The sequence below is a fragment of the Paraburkholderia lebeckiae genome (genome assembly GCF_014201005.1).
Taxonomy (GTDB): Bacteria; Pseudomonadota; Gammaproteobacteria; order Burkholderiales; family Burkholderiaceae; genus Paraburkholderia; species Paraburkholderia tuberum.
In genome coordinates this window covers 96,771-113,976 of the sequence record NZ_JACHDK010000004.1, presented here as the reverse complement: position 1 = coordinate 113,976, position 17,206 = coordinate 96,771, and the positions used below count along the sequence as shown (strand labels likewise).

General features: G+C 60.0%; 12 protein-coding genes. 8 read left to right on the top strand and 4 right to left on the bottom strand.

All coding sequences use genetic code 11. The features are described 5' to 3' along the window. The first annotated feature begins 11 nt into the window (after positions 1-11). Positions 12-1,364 carry an esterase/lipase family protein gene (locus HDG39_RS34995; protein ID WP_311666701.1) on the top strand — a complete coding sequence of 451 codons (1,353 nt, stop codon included), beginning with the start codon at positions 12-14 and terminating at the stop codon, positions 1,362-1,364. 1,795 nt (positions 1,365-3,159) lie between these two features. Here HDG39_RS34995 and HDG39_RS09670 read toward each other — a convergent pair. Then, positions 3,160-4,134: a ParB/RepB/Spo0J family partition protein gene (locus tag HDG39_RS09670; RefSeq protein WP_184005407.1), complete on the bottom strand. Its 975-nt coding sequence runs from the start codon at positions 4,132-4,134 to the stop codon at positions 3,160-3,162. Continuing rightward, a complete protein-coding gene (locus HDG39_RS09665; RefSeq protein WP_026226186.1) occupies positions 4,131-5,342 on the bottom strand; it encodes a ParA family protein in 1,212 nt (403 codons plus the stop codon). The genes HDG39_RS09670 and HDG39_RS09665 overlap by 4 nt, the downstream gene beginning before the upstream one ends. 1,045 nt (positions 5,343-6,387) lie before the next feature. On the opposite strand from HDG39_RS09665, the gene HDG39_RS09660 reads away from it, so the two are divergent. After that, positions 6,388-7,791, top strand: coding sequence for a replication initiation protein (locus HDG39_RS09660; protein WP_184005876.1), 1,404 nt, complete (start codon positions 6,388-6,390; stop codon positions 7,789-7,791). Between the two features lie 116 nt (positions 7,792-7,907). On the opposite strand, the gene HDG39_RS09655 is transcribed toward HDG39_RS09660, so the two are convergent. Together HDG39_RS09655 and HDG39_RS09650 are read right to left on the bottom strand one after the other, a co-directional pair. Further along, the gene (locus HDG39_RS09655; RefSeq protein ID WP_184005405.1) at positions 7,908-9,404 is read right to left on the bottom strand and encodes a GntP family permease; all 1,497 of its coding nucleotides are present in this window, start codon (positions 9,402-9,404) and stop codon (positions 7,908-7,910) included. Between the two features lie 2 nt (positions 9,405-9,406). Continuing rightward, a complete protein-coding gene (locus tag HDG39_RS09650) occupies positions 9,407-10,450 on the bottom strand; it encodes a patatin-like phospholipase family protein (protein ID WP_184005403.1) in 1,044 nt (347 codons plus the stop codon). A gap of 617 nt (positions 10,451-11,067) precedes the next feature. Here HDG39_RS09650 and HDG39_RS09645 point away from each other — a divergent pair. The 6 genes from HDG39_RS09645 (at position 11,068) to arcA (ending at position 16,911) form a co-directional block, all read left to right on the top strand. Further along, positions 11,068-11,439: a GFA family protein gene (locus HDG39_RS09645; protein WP_090810665.1), complete on the top strand. Its 372-nt coding sequence runs from the start codon at positions 11,068-11,070 to the stop codon at positions 11,437-11,439. Then, positions 11,436-11,558, top strand: a complete 123-nt coding sequence (locus HDG39_RS34990) for a hypothetical protein (protein WP_260327655.1) — start codon at positions 11,436-11,438, stop codon at positions 11,556-11,558. Before HDG39_RS09645 ends, HDG39_RS34990 begins: the two co-directional genes overlap by 4 nt. A gap of 7 nt (positions 11,559-11,565) precedes the next feature. Next, complete coding sequence (locus tag HDG39_RS09640; protein ID WP_184005401.1) at positions 11,566-12,306, top strand: response regulator; 741 nt, start codon at positions 11,566-11,568, stop codon at positions 12,304-12,306. Beyond that, positions 12,303-13,646 carry an ATP-binding protein gene (locus tag HDG39_RS09635; protein ID WP_184005399.1) on the top strand — a complete coding sequence of 448 codons (1,344 nt, stop codon included), beginning with the start codon at positions 12,303-12,305 and terminating at the stop codon, positions 13,644-13,646. The genes HDG39_RS09640 and HDG39_RS09635 overlap by 4 nt, the downstream gene beginning before the upstream one ends. Before the next feature lie 527 nt (positions 13,647-14,173). Continuing rightward, positions 14,174-15,595 (top strand): basic amino acid/polyamine antiporter, encoded by a 1,422-nt coding sequence (locus tag HDG39_RS09630; RefSeq protein ID WP_184005397.1) that lies wholly within the window; start codon positions 14,174-14,176, stop codon positions 15,593-15,595. A gap of 56 nt (positions 15,596-15,651) precedes the next feature. Next, a complete protein-coding gene (gene arcA, locus HDG39_RS09625; RefSeq protein WP_184005395.1) occupies positions 15,652-16,911 on the top strand; it encodes an arginine deiminase in 1,260 nt (419 codons plus the stop codon). Positions 16,912-17,206 lie beyond the last annotated feature (295 nt).

The following is a 17,206-nucleotide window of genomic DNA, read 5'->3' as shown; positions in this document are numbered from 1 at the left end:
CGCATGAGGTCGTGCTGTCCGTCTATGATCCGTATCGCGAAGGCAGTGTCGAGCGACACGGCCAGACTGTGCCACTTTCGGCCAACTTCAGCGCGGGCTACGGCATCTGGCTCGCGCGCTCGGGCTTCGCCGGGCAATCGTTGCGCACGCTGTTTGGAAGCGCACACGGTATCGATACGCCTCGCATCTACATGACGCAACCGTTCGATCCCAATCGACGGATCATTCTGATGCTGCACGGCCTCGCGAGCAGCCCCGAGGCATGGGTCAACGTCGCCAACGATATTCAGGGCGATGAAGTGCTTCGCCAGCATTTCCAGGTGTGGCAGGTGTACTACCCGACCAACGTGCCGATTCTGGTCAACCTCGCGCGCTTCCGCCGCGCCACGCAACAGACGCTCGTGCACTTCGATCCAGACGGTACGGCGCCGGCGTCGCATGGCATGGTGTTGATTGGTCATAGCATGGGCGGCGTTCTGGCGCGGCTGCTTGTGTCGACTTCCGGCGACGCGCTTTGGGCAACGTTCGAGGACAAGTACGTGCCCGAGGGCACCGATATCGATCGCGAGGACGAGCGGCTGAATCGGCTACTGAACTTCACGCCGATGCCGCAAGTCGAGCGCGCCATATTTATCGCGGCCCCCCATCGAGGCACACCGTTCGCGAGCAACCGGCTGTCGCGCTGGGCAGCCAACCTAGTGCGTCTGCCGCTCGCCCTGCTCAACGAGATCGAGGAAGTGATGCAGACGGCGACGAACATCGAACCGCAGGGACGGACCTTCCATGTGCCTAACAGCATCGAACATCTGCGCGAAACCGATCCGTTGATTCGCGCGACGTCGCAGTTGCCGATCAGCGCCGAGGTTTGCTTCCATTCGATCATCGCGCGGCGCCGCGAAAACGGGCCGCTCGAAGATTCCGACGATGGCGTGGTCCCTTATCGCAGCGCGCATCTCGTGGGCGCGCTGTCGGAGAAGGTGATTGTTGCTGGACACGGTGTGCAGGAGACGCCGCGGGCGATCCTCGAGATTCGGCGCATCTTTTGCGTGAGGATATTGCGCAGATCGATCAGCGCGGGGAGGTTTGCGGGGAGGCTGGGGATACGAAGTGATCGCGGAGGGGCCAGCTGTCTTTTGCGGCGGCTCGGACTTGACGAGGTTGCTGTTGCAGGGCTCTGTTCGAATCACTGGTACAGCGCTCCGAATCAAGCCAGCGTGACCGAGGCAGGCGTGGAAGACCGTTCGAAATTCTTTCGCTACAAATTACGTATTGAATGTTACGGATTGGCGGGGCGCGTGTGTTCATTGTGGCGTGTTGTCGCCGTTTGGCGGGAGCGATGGGGTATTGTGCACCAATTTGTCTGATTGGCGTGAAACAATGGCGTGCATTGTTGAAAAAATGCTTTTAAAACAATAGGTTATCTGGTATTAAAGACGTTTCGTTATGTTTCACGCCGTCTCGGATGGCTAGATCGGTCGAAGAATCGAAGGTTCTCGCTCGTATCGGCTAAGAGTCACTCGTTTTTCGATATTTAGTTCGCAAAAGTTGACTACGTGTTGGGTCCCTATGTTGTTAGGTTGGCGACGCGCGACTGCTGTATCGGTTGAAATTCAAATTGGCCACACGCGAGGCGACTGACAGTCGGTCGCACTGCGGATCATGTGATTCGCGATCGTCTTGCCAATCGATATCACAAGGCGGGACGGGAGAGACTCTTTACGTCCGCGAGATTTGCGCGCTTGCCCTAACCTATCCTGCCGACCATCGTCCGACAGATTTCTTGCGGATGATCTGAGAGCAGCGATGTTGATTTCGCGCTGAACGAGTGGACTGACGCAGGCCCATCCGGGTGGCGTGACATACGATCGGACGGAGATCATTCGTTGCGGTCGAATCACCCATTACTCCGGTGCTTGCCCAAAAATGATCGGCGCGGTCGCGATGCATACCTTCGAATTCGTCTATCTGGATGTCTACCCTGCGGGTAGGTAGATCGGTAGGCCTGACGACCGACATCGACTATCTTTAGAGTGTCCTCTCTTGACGACGGTGGGATGTTGGCTCAACGCGATTACAGCCAATTTATCGCGGCCGGCAGGCGTTCGCGATTGACTTTCTGGTCGTCGATCAAGATGCTGGATCCAGCAACGAGATCTGATTTCAGGACGAGCTTGCGCCGTGGCGAACACCGTTTTCGGAATGGCGACTGCTTGGTTTCAGAGTACGCGCGATACAAGTTTCAGCAGCGCTTAACGCGACGTTCCAGTAATAACTGGCTCCCGCCGCACGTTGACGCATGTTGTCTGTTCGCTGAGGCTAGCCCCATTCACAGCCTTCCTTTGCGCGTTTGTTCATGCCGCTTTCATCGCTAATCGTACGGAACGGCTTTTCCGGCAGAACGACTGCTGACTTTGCGGTCGATGAGCGATGGCCTCAACGCTGCGCGTTCATTGCCTGAGGTACACCGGGAGTGTGAAGCATCCGTGCGAGACGTCGACGATCTTCGCCGAGGTTTGCTGCGGCCGGCAGCGCCATCATGATCACAGCTGTTCAGGGACAACCATGTTCAATGCACGTCGCGCACGAAGGGCAGCGGCCTTTCTCATTGGGAAGATTGGGACCGACGACAGCGGAGTCGAGTCGTCTCAACCCAACGCGCTGATGCGGCGTTGGGTTGAGAATGATTGTGGATGGTCTGCCGGGAGTCTACGTTTAGGATAGAAGGCTGGCCCTACATCCCGTCCGTAATATGTCGGCTGTGCGATTTTGTATGTGCTGCGGGCAATGCGACCGTCAGCGAGGCAGCCGGACACAGGTTAATGGATGCATCAGAAATCCCCAGTCATTGGCGGTCTCGCTCAAGGCGAGCGGCTGACCCGCAACGGGTGCTTGCGAGATCGCTCGCGAACGCAACACTGCGCAAATCGCTCCACAGGTCGTGCAAGGCACGAAGGATGTGCGTTCGCGTGGACGCGGCACGCTTTCATCGGCATCGGGGTGGGTCGTCAAGAGTGTCTAGAGTCTAGACACCGGATGGTGCAAGGGTTGGGCTGCTGAGTGAATGTCTAGACTCTAGACACTCCTCGATTTGGACTGATTTGATTGGTCAAAAAAAGCCCGCACTAAGCGGGCCTTTTAAGACTACAACCGAGCCACCGATTAGCTCGTCTTCGGCTGCGATTGGAACATCTGTCCGATCAACTGTCGTATCTGAACTTCTTGCGCCTCGGTGATCACCCCGGTCTTGATCTTGATCGTGAAGTTACTCACATCCTTGGTGATGCTCCCAGCGTGCTCTCGTCCGGCGAAAAATTTCTCGATGCTGCGTCCGCTGGTACCACCCGACGTCGTCTGCCGGGTCGCCAGGGCGGTGATTGCCGCCGCGACCTTGCCCTGATCTATTTCGCCTCTCACCAACAGAGGCCAAATTTCGCGAGCGGCTTTAACGCCATCCTCGCCATGCTTTTTGATAGCCGCTGCAATTGCTTGCGCCGCAGTCCCCCCCAATAGTCGCGGTTGAATATCGAGATCTTTCTTGATGAAGTCCGGAAGATTGTCGAACGACAAGAACTGATACAGACCTGCCCGCGACAATCCCATCGCTTCCGCCAGTCGCTTGCGATTCGGGAACTCTGCTTCCGATCGACGAATTGCCACGCCGATTTCATAGTCAGCAAGGTCGTCGCGGCTAATGTTTTCGACCATTGCGAGCACGGCCATATCCGAGTCCGAGCAATCCGCGACCACGGCCTTGATCGTATCCAGCCCCAACATCTTGTGCGCACGCCAGCGTCGTTCGCCGGCGACGATCTGATAGTCGTCCGCAACACGACGGACCACGATCGGCTGCATCAGTCCAACTTCCCGGATCGACTCCGCAAGCTCGGCTAACTTTGCTTCGTTGAACACGCGACGCGGCTGCCAAGGGTTCGGCAAGATGCCCGCAACCGCCAGTTGCGATGAGACGCCAGTCGATTCCAGTTCCTGCACGCGAAGTTGCGCAACGGCCAGCGCGCCGGCAAGGCCGGGCGCCGTTTGCGTGCGGTTGCTGCGCTTCACCTCGTCCTCGTTGATCGACGAAGTTTTGCGAATGCCGGACGTCTTGGCCAGCAACTGTTCTCGCATATTGCTCATTGCGCGTTCCTCCATTTTTCCGAATAGATCTCGTCGATCCAGCGACAGTAGTCGACGAGAGGTTGCCGCACGCGTTGCAGCGACTTGGCCGCGCTGTGATTGCTGCTGATGTCGAAGACGGTCGAGAACGCCAACGCCCCGGTGCTCATCACCGAGCTCGCCGGTACCTCGATCGAATGCAGCCAGTTTTCGTACGCGCTTTGCGCCCACGCGCGCACGATCGGCGCCGACGAGTTCCGCCCATAATCGACCCGCGACAACACCAGCGACACGAAGTCGTACTTCTTGTCCGTCTCGAATTTGATAAAGCTCTTGGACACGTCCGAGAAAAGTCGCCAGAACGACAGCGAGCTGATGAAGTCCAGGTTTTCCGGCACCATCGGCATCACCATGGCATCCGCGGCCATCAGCGCGTTCAGATTGAGGTACGACAGCGACGGCGACGTATCCATGAGAATGTAGTCGTACTTCTTGCGCAGCGGCTCGAGCCCTTGACGAAGCACGGTCCAGAAGCGAAAACCCGGCCGCATCTTTTGCATCGCCGGCAGATGGAACTCTGCTCCAATCAGTTCCGTGTGCGCAGGAATCACGTCGATGCCATCCCAGTACGTCGACTGGACCCGGCCCTCGAGTCCGCCTTCGATGTCCTGGTCGTAGACGTACGGCAATACCGTATCTTCAGGCGTCACGTCTTTTTCCGCATACAGTCCACACAGTTCCGAAAGCGACGCCTGCGGGTCGAGATCAAGCACCAACACTTTGCGTCCCCGCAGCGACAGCCCTTGGGCGAGGCACATCGTCGTCGTCGTCTTGGCGGAGCCACCTTTGAGCTGCGCGGTGATAATGATCTTCCCGTCTGGCTCCTTCAGGCGCGTGACCAGTGGAGTCTGGTAGATGTCGGAAATCTTTTGTACCCAGATCCGCGCCTCTTCCAGCGTGAAGGTCCGGGTACGGCCCGTGCCTGCCGCCGTGCCCGAAGGCAGTTCTCCGTCGCCTTTTGTCGCGAGATACTGAACCTGCGAGTGTGAGACGTTGCACATCTCGGCAATCTCGCCAGTTTTGAAAACGGGAGCCGTTTTTCGAGGACGCGGTGCCAGAATCGTGTCACGCAGCTCATTAGTGAAAATGGTGACTTTTTCTGCGAACTCACTGATCTGCTCAAAGTGAACGGTTCGGTCTACGGCAGGAAGTTGGCTCGTTCTGACCATTCTGAGGTTTTTCCATAAAATTCCAGAAACCTCAGAATACAGGAAATACTTGAAAATAGCTTTTTAAATTACTGTTTTTATGCGGATTTTCTGCAAATTTCTGTATTTCCAGACCGTTTGCGGTTGCGGAACCGCCGTGGAAACTTAAGGAGCCCCGAAACACCGTGTCCTCGAAGGCACAAATGACCTCACCTTTCTCGCATTCTGGGTACCCGAGTCGGCACTTCCTGCTCAAGACTTAAGCACTTGGTGAGGTCATTTGTGCACTTTCTCATTTCCTGAAAGACCGGTCAGGCAATGTTCTGCACAACCGACCTCACCATTATCAGCTTTTCGCCACCGCCCGCCGAGCGCTCCCCTGATTTAGGACGCAAATGCACAATCAACCTCACCTACGGAAGCGGCAATACGCCGGAGCCAGGCCGTCAGCCAGAGGTTCAGCTCATCGCCACGAGTTGCCAATCACTGTAGCAGCACAACCAACCTCACCTTGACTGCAGCCCTACGCAGACCCGTTCAACGTCTCGCACAATCAACATCACCATGCTGCATCGCGCAATCCTACGCCGCATTTATTGTGAAGCCGAGTTGGTAGGTTTTTTTAAAACCGAGAGCAAACCCACAAACCAACGCAACCAAACACTATTCAATCCATTCAAGCACTTAAGTCCGAAAAGGTGAGGTGTGTTGTGTTGAAGGTGAGGTTCGCTGTGCTCCGAGGTGGGGTTCTTTGTGCAGCAAGGTGAGATCGATTCCCCACCAAGGTGCGGTTCAATGTGTCTGCCATTGCGTCGAATCGCGAAGGTGAGGTGGGTTGTGCGTTTGGTGGGAACGGGGTTGAAAGGGCCGTCGCATAAGGCCTTGCGGCGCGAAAGCTCGCCCGCAAGGTGAGGTTCTTTGTGAACATGGTGAGGTTCTGTGTGCCGATCCGCGGAATGCACGCCGAAACGGCCTCCGCCGCGGTCGTCCAATGGTGAGGTTCTGTGTGTTGACAGCTCACCACCGCATGCTTACAGTCCCAGGAGCGAAAAAGTGGATGAAGAACATGGCCGCGGACAATCCGGAAGAGGGCAGGTCGAAAGCGACGTCACGCCAGATGGCGCTCGCGCTGTTCGAAGACATGTTCGATCAGGGATTGCGCATCAACGAGTCCAATCGCGAGATCGGTTATCAGCGCAACGATTTCTTCACCGAAATCGTCAATATGGGGCTGCCGGCGCGGCGCTTTCTCGACGCCGCGTACTTCATCGTCGCGCAGGAGCCCGAGCAGCGCGATCAGTACGACGTCGAACTCAACTACTTCAAGTGGCTGATGCGTTACGACAGCCGCAACCTGAAGCATTTGCGCACGATCGCCGACGAAGCGCAGAACGCGAAAGTTCGCGTGACGAATACGCCCGCGGACCGCGAGCCCAACGAAGACGATCTGTGGGTGCAGGTTCAGTTGATCGGCATGGTCGGCTTTCATCGCGGACGTATGCGTTTCGACGTCCATCCGCGGCTCGTGCCGCATATCCGCGATCCGCAGAAATCGCATTGGCTGAGCTTGCGCATTTCCACCGCGTTCACGCGCAGTCTCGCGCGCGCGATCTACGACAAAGTTTTGCCCAACGTGCCCGCGGGACGCACCGACTGGATCCAGCTCGAGGAAATGCGCAACTGGCCCGGCAAAATGGGCGCGAATGCCGCCATTTTCAAATACTTCAAGCGCGATTGGCTCGAGCCGGCGGTGCGCGAGATCAACGAAGTGTCGGACGTCGAGATATCCTACGAGACGCGGACTGCAACCACGACGTCGAAGAAAATCGACCGCATCCGCTTCCTGCTCAAGCGCAAGGACACAGCCGACGCGGTACTCGCGAGCCTCGCCGACGCGAGCCATCTGTACAAGATTCTCACCCACGAATTCGGGCTCTCGACCAAGCAGTTCAGCGAGATTTCGGAGAACCGCGAACTCTGGACCGACGAACGCATCCAGCAGGCCGTCGAATACACGCGCTTCAGGATCAAGCGCGGCCAGGTCAAGAGGAGCCCCGCGGGCTACCTGATGCGCGCGCTACGCGACAACTGGAAGATCTCCGACGCCGAGCGCACGATGGTCGACGTACAGGCCAAACTGCTCGCCGACGAAGCGCAGGAACAGGCGGTTAAGACCGAAACGAGAAAGACCGTGGCGCACAGCATCGCGACGCGCGAAGAAGAAGTGCGTGCGCGCATGAACGAGGATTCGCGCAAGGGCCGCGACCATTTCAACGCCGCCGATGCGAAGACGCGCAAGGAACTGATGCATGCGTGGACGACGTCGCGCGAAGGCAAGCTGATGCTGCGTCGGATGAAGCTCGAACCGTCGACGGTCACCGAAGATGCGATTTTCGCAAATACCGAGCTGGTATGGTATCTGGGGCAGTTCGTGTTCGGCCGGATGAATGCGGCGCGCGCGGCGGCGTGAAGTGAGCCGGAAATCGGCTGCAAAGCAGCCCAAACTGAGCCGACGGGCAAATAGAAAGGGGTCTTGCACTGACGGATAACAACGTCAGTGCAAGACCCCTTGATACTTCAGAACTCTCAGAACGACCCGAACAGCGAGCCAAGCACGATCACCACCACCAGCGCGAGTAACGCGCCGAGAATCCCGACGATCACGATGTCGCGATAGCTTTCGCGGTGGTTCGACCCACACACGGCAAGCAGCGTCACGACCGCGCCGTTATGCGGCAGGCTGTCGAGTGTGCCAGAGGAAATCACTGCGACCCGATGCAGCAGCGCCGGGTCGATGCCATATTGCGCAGCCAGTTGCAGATAGGTGCTGCCGAGCGCGTCGAGCGCAATGGTGAGACCGCCCGAGGCCGAGCCGGTCAGCGCCGCGAGCAGATTGGTGGCGACCGCGAGCGATACGAGCGGACCACCGCCGATACCCAGCACCCATTCGCGCACGAGCGCGAACGCTGGTAGCGCGGCGATCACCGCGCCATAGCCGACCAGACTGCCGACGTTGAGCACCGGCAGCACCGATGCATTCGCGCCCGCGTCGATCGTCTCGCGCAGCGCTACCAGGCGATGCCGATTGAGCAGCACGAGCACGACGATCGCGACGGTGAGCGCCACGCACACGCCCCACACACCGCCGACCGCCGCAAGCGACGTCTCGCCCCAACGGACCTCGGCCAGATAGTCGGCGTCGATGCGCGGCAGCACGATCACGTTCATCAAGAAGTTCGTCAGCACGACGAGCACGAGCGGCGCGAGCGCGACGCCGAACGAAGGCAGACTCTCGCTGACATGCCCGCGCTTCGCTTCCTCCGGATCGAAACTCTGCGATACGCTTGCGCGCTCGCGCACGAGGCTGTCGCTGGCCGGCGCCCTGGCGGATTTCACCACCGCCTTCAGTCCGTCGAATCCTTCATTGGCCGCCTTCGCGCGCGATTGCTGCAAGGACAACCACCAGATCCCGAACACCACCATCACGATACTCGCGATGATGCCAAGCCCAGGCGCCGCAAACGGCGTCGTACCAAAGAACGGCATCGGGATCGCGTTCTGGATAGCCGGTGTGCCGGGCAGCGCGGACATCGTGAACGTCGACGTGCCGAGCGCGATCGCGGCCGGCATCAGACGGCGCGGAATATTGGCGGCCTGGAAGAGGGCGGTGGCCATCGGCGCGAGCACGAAGAACGCCACGAAGAGGCTGACGCCGCCATAGGTGACGAGCGCGCCACCGATCACGACCGCGAGAATCGCCCGATTCGCGCCAAGCTTCTCCGTCATGTAACTGGCGATCGCCTTCACGGAGCCGCTGTCTTCCATCAGCTTGCCGAACAGCGCGCCGAGCAGGAACAACGGAAAGAACTGCGCGAGAAAGCGCGCGGCGCTGAGCATGAAGGTCTGGGTCCAATGCGCGAGAATCGGTTCGCCCGAAATCGCGGCGGCCAGCATCGCGGCGAACGGCGCGAGCAGCAGCACGGTCCAGCCGCGGTACGCGAAGCCGATCAGCAGCGCGAGACTCGCGAGCATGCCGAAAAGCCCTAGACCGATCGCGAGCGGTGACAGGGTGATGACTTCCATGGTCAGACTCCGTCGAGCAACGCGTCGAGATCCAGCGAGGAGCGCACGCCGATCGAATCGCCGTGCTCGGCGAGGAACGCGTCGGCGGCACGCCGGCCTTCGTCGCGCAGCATCGTCAGAAAGCTCCACTCGGCGTTCAGCTTCGACGAGTAGCCGAGTTCGGTCATCAGCTCGCTCGCGATCCGATGGATGCGCATCGCCGCCCAATGGCGGCCTTCGTCGCTGCCGGGGTCCGCCGCGCGGCGCAGCAGCGCGATCATGCGCAGCTCTTTCAGCAGCGGCGCGTTGAAGGCAACTTCGTTCAGGCGACTGATGATGTCGCGCGCGGTGCGCGGGGTTTCGTCCCGCACGACGGGATTGACCTGGATCAGCAGCGTGTCGCTCGACGTGCATTCGCGTACCAGCGGCGTCATGGTCGGATTACCGGCATAGCCGCCGTCCCAGTAGTCCTCACCGTCGATCTGCACGGCCTGAAACAGCGTGGGCAGGCAGCCGGAGGCGAGCAGCACGTCAGGCGTCAGGTCGCCATTGCGAAACACACGCGCCTGGCCCGTGCGCACGCGCGTCGCGGTGATGAACAGCTTGATCGGCGCGTCGCGCAGATGCGCGAAATCGATCGAGTCCTGCAGAATCTTCGCCAGCGGATGTACACCGCGCGGGTTCAGGTCGTATGGAGAAAACACGCGCGCCGCGAGGTCCATCGCGATGAAGAGCGGCGAGTAGTCGAGCGTCCAGCGGCCCATCAACACGTCGAACGGGGTACGGCGAAACGGGCTGTACACCGATGCTTCGAATACTCGCCGCCAGAAGGCTTCGAGCGCGGCGCGCGCGCCAGCCGCGCCGTCTGCCTGATAGCCGCTCACCAGCACCGCGGCGTTCATCGCGCCAGCCGATGTACCCGATATTCCTTCGATCCGCAGCCACGACTCTTCGAGCAAACGGTCGAGGACGCCCCATGTAAAAGCACCGTGCGATCCGCCGCCTTGCAATGCGAGGTCGATAAGGGCGGGTTCGCGGCGGGCGGGTTGGTTTTTTGTTGCAGCCAAGACGACTCCTGTAGTGAGGAGTGCTCCATTTCGCGAACTGACGCCGCATGCACGGCGGACGAATGAACTGCTGGCCAATGCTGTGAACTACCGAATGAAGTGAGGCGTGTTTCAAAGGCGAAACATCGCACTGCACCATCGGTATTGGAAGTGGCCAGTGACTAAAAGTCAAGCGTATTCAACTTGATTCACAGAGCTTGCCAGCAATCGGCTCGTGGCCGTCATCGCCCGCTTGCTGGCCACGCGCGATGGTGCCTGGCCATGCCGGCTATTCAAGCGGAAGATAGAAAACCCGGTTGGTCACGCCGAGGTCAAAAACAGCGTGTAGGGAGGCCGGCCGGCGCGCCACGTTGCGCCGCTTACATAATCATGGATAGGCGGAGTATCTTTACACGGTTGAGCGCGATAATGCGGTGGCAATCAAGCAACCTGCGGTATCCGTTTGCGCGTGCCGCTTAAATGCTAATTCGCGTGTATATCTTCGCTGTTTCGCCTTGTGCTAATCGCCGCGGCTTATTGCAATGTAATGTATCGTCTCGGCGGCCGGATACATTACGACATAATTCGACTGATGAAGCGGGCTATAAAGCAGGCATCGTCAAATCACGGAGAGCATCATGAACGCCGGGTTGCTGCAAGGGTCCTGTCACTGCGGGGCCGTCAAGTTCGAAGTTCGCACCGAAATCGTTCCGGCCGGTCGTTGCAACTGCAGCCTGTGCCGCCGCAAGGGCGCGCTGATGACGCCGCTCTTTCCCGCCAGTCAGTTAAAGATTCTGAGTGGCGAGGATTCACTGACGCTCTACCAATTCAACACGAAGGTCGCGAAACACTACTTCTGCAAGCATTGCGGCATCTATCCTTTTCATCAGACGCGCAAGGATCCGCAGCAATGGCGCGTCAATATTGGCTGCCTCGACGGGGTCGATCCTTACGCGCTCGAAGCCGGCGTGGCCGATGGCGCGAGTCTTTCCGTGCTGGAGGACGCATGAAACGCCTGTTCGCCATCGCTGTGTTCGTGGCGGGCGGCTTCGCGGCCGAACTCGCGCATCCGTTGCAGTGTGCATTGATCCAGTCGAGCGGCGTGCAACTCAAACGCCGCAGCAGATAATCCGTCGATGGAAACCTCCGACCACGTACTGATCGTCGATGACGATCGCGGTATCCGTGAACTGCTCGCGGGATACCTCGAGAAAAACGGCGTGCGCGTCTCGCTCGCGGCCAATGGCCGCCAGATGCGCGCCGCGCTCGAGAATGGCGCGCCCGACCTGATCGTGCTCGACCTGATGCTGCCCGGCGAAGACGGCCTCGTGCTGTGCCGTGAGTTGCGCGCGGGCAAGTTCCGCACGGTGCCGATCCTGATGCTGACGGCGCGCAGCGAGGAAGCGGACCGGATCGTCGGCCTCGAAATGGGCGCCGACGATTACCTGACCAAACCGTTCGCCGCACGCGAGTTGCTCGCGCGAATCCGTTCGGTGCTGCGCCGCGCGCGCATGCTGCCGCCCGGCATGGAGGTGACGGAGTCGGCGCCGATGCTGTGCTTCGGCGACTGGCGGCTCGACACGACCGCGCGCCATCTGCTCGACGCGGACGGAACCGAGGTGGCGTTGAGCGGCGCGGAGTACCGTCTGTTGCGCGTGTTTCTCGATCATCCGCAGCGCGTGCTCACGCGCGATCAGTTGCTGAATCTCACCCAGGGACGCCAGGCCGATCCGTTCGACCGCTCGATCGATCTGATGGTGAGCCGCCTGCGTCAACGCCTGCGGGACGGCGCGCGCGAGCCGCGCTACATCAAGACGCTGCGCAGCGAGGGCTATGTGTTTTCAGCGGCCGTGACCGCGATCGGAGATCCGGAATGAACGCATCTCCATCACCGTCGTTGCTGCGCTGGCCGCATTGGCCGCGCACGCTGTTCGCGCGGCTCGCGGTGATTTTGTTCGTCGGGCTCGCGCTCGCGCAGGCGCTGTCGTTCTGGCTCACGATGACCGAGCGCGACCAGACGATGACCAACATCATGATGGGCTACATCGAGCGCGAAGTGGCGAGCTCGGTCGCGCTGCTCGATCATCTGCCGCCCGACGAGCGCGCCCAGTGGCTGCCGCGGCTCGCGCGGCGCAGCTATGAGTTCATGCTCGGCCCGGGCATGCCAGGCGCCCCGGTCGACGCGAACCTGTCGGCGCGCGTCGCGCAGTCGATCGGCGATGGCATCGGCACGCGTTATCCATTGACCGTCAATGCAGTGCCGGGCGATCGCGAGCGTCTGCAGGTGCACCTGAAACTGAGCGACGGCACGCCGCTCACCATCGACCTGCGGCCGATGCCCGGCGCCCCGTTGTCGCGCTGGCTGCCGCTCGTGCTGACGCTGCAGCTGCTCGTGCTCGCGGCCTGCTGCTGGCTGGCGGTACGGCTCGCGACGCGCCCGCTCAATCAGCTCGCAGTCGCGGCCGACACGCTCGGCCCCGACCTGAAGGCCGAGCGTCTGCCCGAAGCCGGTCCGTCTGAAGTGGCGCGCGCCGCGCGCGCGTTCAACGCGATGCAGGACCGGATCGCCACGTACATGACCGAGCGCATGCAGATTCTCGCGGCGATTTCGCACGATTTGCAGACGCCGATCACGCGCATGCGTCTGCGTGTCGACACGATGGACAACGACAGCGAGGCCGCAAAGCTGCGCCAGGATCTGCGGGAAATGGAGGCGCTGGTCAAGGAAGGGGTCACCTATGCGCGCACGATGCATGGCACGACCGAGGTGCCGCGCCGCATCGATCCCGATGCGCTGTTCGACAGCCTGGTCTGCGATTACGTCGACGCGGGTCAGCAAGTGTCACTGCAGGGCCACTTCGGCCAGTCGCTGACGATGCGTCCGCAGGCGTTGAAGCGCATCGTCGGCAATCTGGTCGACAACGCGCTGAGGTACGGCGGCGCCGCGCAGATCGATATCGGGGCGTTGCACGATGGCGAGGCTACCGTGTCGGTGCTCGATCGCGGTCCCGGCATTCCAGCCGAGTCGCTGGAGACGGTGTTCGAGCCGTTCGTGCGGCTCGAAGGGTCGCGCAATCGTCAAACGGGCGGCACGGGGCTGGGGCTCGCGATCGCGCGGCAACTCGCGCTCGCGATGGACGCGACGCTTACGCTGCACAACCGCGTCGGCGGCGGTCTCGAAGCGCGGCTGACGTTGAGGAAGTTGCACGAGTCATAGTTGGACGTCTTGCGGCGCGGCCACGCGGGCGATTCCGTCAGAAAAATTCACAAAGCCCGCCATTACGAAATCGCCATCGGGTTTGCACTATTAATGACCCCCGCGCGCCATTTCGAGCTGTGGCTCTGGTGCTTCTCAGTAGTTCTGAACGACCACCGGTTCAGCTCGCTTCAGCGATTCCCCATCATTTGAGAAAACCGCGGCGGTGATGCGGCAGGTCGCATCATTGTTAAATCATCGATATTCAGTGCGACTTATCGATGCGAGCGATTCAGATGCGTGGTGAATTGCTAATTCGCGCATTCAACCAGATTCGGCAACGCAGCATCGATGGATTCGATCGCATAGCGAGCCACAGTCCGTTACCTTGTCTTCGATAAATTGACAAACGCCAACGGACAGACCATTCTTTTCGTGTGGTGGTTGCAGAGTAGCACGGCTGATCAACAGCAAGATTGGCCGAGAGACACGTTTCGTTCGAATCTGATTAAAGATCCTTGTTAAAAAGGTAACTAAAAGGAATCCGAATGGCGTCCACTCCACAAAAGCTGTCAAAAATGCAACTCACCGGGATGGTGGTGGGCGGCATGGTCGGAGCCGGGATCTTTTCCCTGCCGCGCACTTTTGCCAATGCCACCGGTCCGTTGGGTGCCGTGATTGCCTGGCTGATTGCGGGCACGGGCATGTATATGCTGGCGCGCGTATTTCAGGCGCTGGCCGAACGAAAACCCGAACTGGACGCCGGCGTGTTTGCGTATGCGAAAGCGGGCTTTGGCGACTATCCGGGTTTTCTCTCCGCATTTGGCTATTGGATCGGTAGCTGTATCGGCAACGTTTCTTACTGGGTGCTGATCAAGTCGACACTCGGTGCGTTTTTTCCCGTGTTCGGTGACGGCAATACGGTCGTCGCTATCGTCGTTGCATCGATCGGCATCTGGCTATTTCATTTCATGATCCTGAAGGGCGTGCAGCAGGCGGCCTTCATCAACAGTATCGTCACGGTCGCCAAGGTCATTCCGATTCTGGTGTTCATCTTGATCCTGATCTTCGGCTTCCGGTTGGACCTGTTCCAGGCCAACCTCTATGGCGGTGGACTCGAAGGCAATATCCTCGAGCAGGTGCGGACCACGATGCTGGTCACGGTGTTCGTGTTCATCGGTATCGAAGGGGCGAGCGTTTATTCCCGTTATGCGAAGAAGCGCTCCGATGTCGGACAGTCGACGATTCTCGGCTTCGTCGTCGTGACCTCGCTGATGGTGCTCGTGACGATGCTGCCTTACGCCGTGCTTCAGCGCGTGGACATCGCGGCCATGCGGCAACCGTCGATGGCGGCGGTGCTCGAAGCGGTGGTCGGTCATTGGGGCGCGGTTTTCGTCAGCATAGGCCTGCTGATTTCGGTACTGGGCGCTTATCTCGCCTGGTCGCTGATCTGCGCCGAAGTCTTGTTCACGGCGGCAAAGACTGAAGACATGCCCGCCGTATTCGCGAGGGAAAACGCTAACAAGGTACCTGCCAATGCATTGTGGCTGACCAACATCGTGGTGCAGCTGCTCGTCATCAGCACCTACTTCTCGCGCGATGCGTTCGCGCTGATGCTGAATCTGACGAGCGCGATGTCGTTGATTCCGTACCTCTTCGTCGCGGCGTTCGGCTGCATGAACGCGAATCGCGGCGATGGTTACGACGCGCGCGCCGACGAGCGCCGGCGTGACTTGATCATGGCCGCAATCGCCTCGATCTATACGGTCTTCATGATCTGGGCGGGTGGCCTGAAATTCATTCTGCTTTCCGCCGTCCTGTATGCCCCAGGAACGGCGCTTTATATTTGGGCTCGGCGCGAGCAGAACAAGAATGTCTTCATCGCTTCCGACTGGATCATTTTTATCGTTGCGATCATTGGCGCGATCATCGGCATCTATGGCCTCGTAACCGGAAGGATCGAGATTTAGTTTTAGTGAAATCCGATTGAACAGAGCGGGCCAACATTGGCATTCAGGAGATCATCATGGCGAACACGGACGCGAAAGCGGGTGAATTGGGTGTCTACTCGGAAGTCGGGCAGCTGCGCAAAGTGATGGTCTGCGCACCGGGGCTCGCGCATCAGCGTCTTACCCCGAGCAATTGCGATGAACTGCTGTTCGACGACGTACTGTGGGTCGAGAACGCGAAGCGCGACCACTTCGACTTCGTCACGAAGATGCGCGACCGCGGCGTCGAAGTGGTGGAGATGCACAATCTGCTCGCCGAAACGGTCGCGGTGCCCGAAGGCAAGAAGTGGATTCTCGACAACCAGGTGGTGCCGAATCAGGTCGGCCTCGGCTTTATCGATGAATTGAGAAGCTATCTGGAAGGGCTCGACAATCGCAAGCTGGCCGAAACGCTGATTGGCGGGCTATCCACTCACGACTTCCCGGAAGCGCACGGCGGCAAGGCGCTGGAGGTCGCGAAAGAAGCGGCGGGCGGCACCGAATATCTGCTGCCGCCGCTGCCGAACACGCTGTACACGCGCGACACGACGTGCTGGATCTATGGGGGCGTCACGCTGAATGCGCTGTACTGGCCGGCCCGCCACGAGGAGACGATCCTGACCACGGCGATCTACAAGTTCCACCCCGATTTCGCGGCCAAGGTCAACGTCTGGTGGGGCGACCCGACTCAGGACCACGGTCTCGCCACGCTGGAAGGCGGCGATGTGATGCCGATCGGCAAGGGTGTCGTGCTGATCGGCATGAGCGAGCGCACCTCGCGGCAGGCCATCAGTCAACTGGCGGCAACGCTGTTCAAGAAGGGCGCGGCCGAGCGCGTGATCGTCGCGGCGATGCCGAAGATTCGCGCGGCAATGCACCTCGATACCGTGTTCACGTTCGCCGATCGCGATTGCGTGCTGGTCGCCCCGGACTTCATGGCGAAGACGCGCACCTATTCGTATCGGCCGAGCAGCCATCCGAGCGGCGTCGAATTGCACGCCGAAAACAAGCCGTTCACCGACGTCGTCGCCGAGGCGCTCGGGCTGAAGCATCTGCGCGTGGTCGAGGCGGGCGGCAGCGACTATCAACGCGAGCGCACGCAGTGGGATAGCGGTGCGAACCTCGTGTGCGCGTCCCCGGGCGTCGTCTATGCATACGACCGCAACACGTACACGAACACGCTGTTGCGCAAGCAGGGCATCGAGGTGATTACGATCGTCGGTGCGGAGCTGGGCCGTGGACGTGGCGGCGGTCACTGCATGACCTGCCCGATCATCCGCGATGCGGTCGACTATTGATCAGTCAAGCGAATCAATCTGGCCGGTGACTGGCAAAGTGTCGCCCGCTCGCTGAAGTGGCGAGCGGGCGACAGCGCGGCGCGCGTCCGCCGCCGCCAGGAAGGCGCGATCCGTCCAGACGATCGACGCGACGAATCGAATCGCCCCGCTAATCGCCGGGTTGACGCACGCGCTAGTGGTGGGCATGTCCGGCTTGAAGTCGAACTTCCTTTTACTATACTTTTTAACGACTTCGCGCCTGAATTATCGAATTTGATATCTCGCGATTTGCAAAGATTACATTCGATACACCAGC